The sequence below is a fragment of the Microbacterium sp. 69-7 genome (genome assembly GCF_001897985.1).
GTDB lineage: Bacteria > Actinomycetota > Actinomycetes > Actinomycetales > Microbacteriaceae > Microbacterium > Microbacterium laevaniformans.
This window is the reverse complement of the sequence record NZ_MKRU01000072.1, coordinates 8,129-10,824: the sequence shown is the minus strand read 5'-3', so window position 1 is coordinate 10,824 and position 2,696 is coordinate 8,129. Positions and strand designations below refer to the sequence as shown.

The window sequence follows — 2,696 nt, the reverse complement described above, 5'->3', positions numbered from 1 at the left end:
GCACGCTGCCGGAACTCGTCCGTGTAGTTCTTCCTTGCCATCCCTCAGATTCTCGCTTCCCCAGCATCGTGCTGGAATCAGCGTGTCCAAGATCAGGGGTCAAGCCCCTGGAGCGCAACTGGGATCGGTGGCTGCGGAGCATCTGGAGGATACCGAGGCCGACGCCGATTCCGATGAAGATGTCGGCGAGGTTTCCAATGAAGAGGTTGCCATAGGCGAGGAAGTCGGTGACGTGGCCGTGACCGAATCCGGGAGGGGCGAATAGGCGGTCGATGAGGTTGCCGACCGCTCCACCCCAGACGAATCCGATCGCGATCGCCCACGCCATGGAGGTCGCCCGCCAGGCGGCATAGAACAGCACGATCGCTGCCGCGATTCCGATCACGGTGAACACCCATGTGCTGTTTGATCCGAGAGACATGATCGTGCCGGGGTTGAATGCCAGTTGCAGGCCCAGCAGGTCGCCGATCAGCGGAATGCGTTGTTCCTCGCTCAGCTGCCCGAGCGCCATGGCCTTCGTGCCCTGGTCTACGAGAGCCATGGTGAGCGCGACTAGGCACGCGACGGCTAGCCTCCGGCTCCGACTGCGCATCATTGTGCGCCTCGGCCCACGGAGGGGAGACTTTGGCAACGCCGCCAGGTGCAGTCCATTTGCACAGACGGCCATGGGGAGATATTGCGAAGCTCCGAAACGAGCAACGGTGTGGGCATGCGGTAATCCTGTCAAGTGGTAGAGGTCAGGTGAGGCCGGAGTAGGCGTGCAGGCCTTTGAAGAACATGTTGACGATGGTGAAGTTGAACAGGACGGCGGTGAAGCCGATAATCGACAGCCATGCGGATCGGGTTCCCCGCCAGCCACGGGTTGCGCGGGCGTGGATGTAGCCGGCGTAAAGAACCCAGATCACGAAGGTCCAGACTTCCTTAGTGTCGAATCCCCAGTAGCGACCCCAGGAGTCGTTGGCCCAGATTGATCCGGCGATCAGGGTGAAGGTCCAGAAGATGAACCCGACGATCGCGAACCGGTACGCCAGAGACTCCAGTGCCTCCGCGGTGGGAAGCGTGCGCAGATACCCCAGGCCGGACCGCTTCGCGTCCTCACCACCCTTTCCTGACGCCCGTCGTTCTCGTCGGGCTTGCAGGAGTTGCGTGGCGGAGAGACCGCAGGAGATCGCGAACAGGGCCGTGCCGAGCGAGGCTACGAAGACGTGGATGATGAGCCACACGCTTTTGAGCGGGTCCATCAGCGGGGTGACTTCGACATAGAACGCAAGAGTCGCCCCGCCGAGGAGCAACGCGACCATGCCGATGAGGAAGGAGCCCAGGAAGCGTAAGTCGTATCTGCGGAGCACGATCAGGTAGACGGCGACGATCAGTAATGTCCCGGTGAGCGCGAACTCGTACATGTTGGCCCACGGGACCCGTTCCGCGGCGAGCCCTCGCCCGATGGTCCCAGCAAGGTGGAAGACGAACGCGAACCCGGTCAGGACGGTGCCGATGCGCGCCCAGAGCAGACGCTGCCGCTGCTCCGGACGGGTGCGGACCTCATTCAGCGCGGTGCGTCCAACGCCCGCTCCGCTGTGTGTGTCTCCGCCGCCCGCGGTCACGAGTGCGCGGGCCCGCTGGACCTCGTCGCGGCGCACCGATCGTTGCGCGAGGTCGATGGCGTAGGCCACGAACGCGAGGAGGTACACGGCGATTGCCGTCCACACCACCAGCAGGGAGATGCTGTCGAAGGTAAGGGATTCGGGGTCAGGCATCGGTCGCTCCTCGTGCGGTTTGGGGTCGGTAGTGATAGCGCCGGTGTCTGAATCCAGCGATGGTTAAACCCGTGATCGCACTGAGGGCGATCAGGGCGGTGAGAGCACCGCCGAGCATGACGGCGGGGGTGAGGCCCTCGCGCAGCGGAACGCGGGTGATCGCCGCAGCCGCCTGGTCGACCCCGGCACCGTCGATGATCTGCCCGTCCGGGGCGATGACTTGGCTGGTGCCGACGGTGGAGACGTTCACCACGGCACGGCCGGTCTCGATCGCACGCATCCGGGCGAACGCGAGCTGTTGAAGATTCTCGTCGGTGCCGCGGAAATCGGCGTTGTTGGTCTGAAACACGTAGACCTGAGCGCCCTGGCGGGCGCCGTCCCAGATGACGGCGTCGTAGATGACGTCGAAGCAGATCGCCAGTCCGACTTTCACCCCGTCGACGGTCACGAACGGGGGGTTCTGTCCGGGGGTGTATTCGCGTTGGATCATTCCGATCAGGTCGGGCGCGATCCGCTCGTAGAACCACCGGTCCGGGACGTACTCGCCAAACGGGACGGGGTTGACCTTGTCATGCAACTGCGGGGTGCCCTGCCCGTCCCACAGCATCGAGGTGTTGAACACGTCACCGCCGCGCGCGGTGGCGGCGTTGGTCAGTAGCGGGGCGCCGACCCGGGCGACGAGATTGTTGAGGCGTCGAGCGGTGGCCGGGTCGGTAAGGGGGTCGCTGTCGACGGCACCCTCGGGCCACACCAGCAGATCCATGCGTTCTCCCACCAGGGGTTCGGTCGCGGCCGTCTGCGCGGCAAGCACATCCCCTGGGGCACGGTCGTCGAAGTACCCGGAGGGCCCGTTGCCCTGCACCCATCCGATGTCCAACCGGCCGACATCCCCGGTCGGGAACTGCGGGACGATCACCAGGGCGGTCACGATTCCCGCGG

At 64.8% G+C, this 2,696-nt stretch carries 3 protein-coding genes; all 3 read right to left on the bottom strand.

Features of this window, described 5'->3' with window-relative positions; genetic code table 11:
- The coding region (locus tag BGN98_RS06725; RefSeq protein WP_288120376.1) for a signal peptidase II at positions 1-511 on the bottom strand (511 nt) is incomplete at its 3' end.
- A 226-nt stretch (positions 512-737) separates the two neighbouring features.
- Positions 738-1,757, bottom strand: a complete 1,020-nt coding sequence (gene ccsB / locus BGN98_RS06720; protein ID WP_036291081.1) for a c-type cytochrome biogenesis protein CcsB — start codon at positions 1,755-1,757, stop codon at positions 738-740.
- Positions 1,750-2,696, bottom strand: a 947-nt coding sequence (gene lnt / locus BGN98_RS06715; RefSeq protein WP_288120374.1) for an apolipoprotein N-acyltransferase, incomplete at its 5' end; no start/stop codon positions are given. The genes lnt and ccsB, both read right to left, overlap by 8 nt.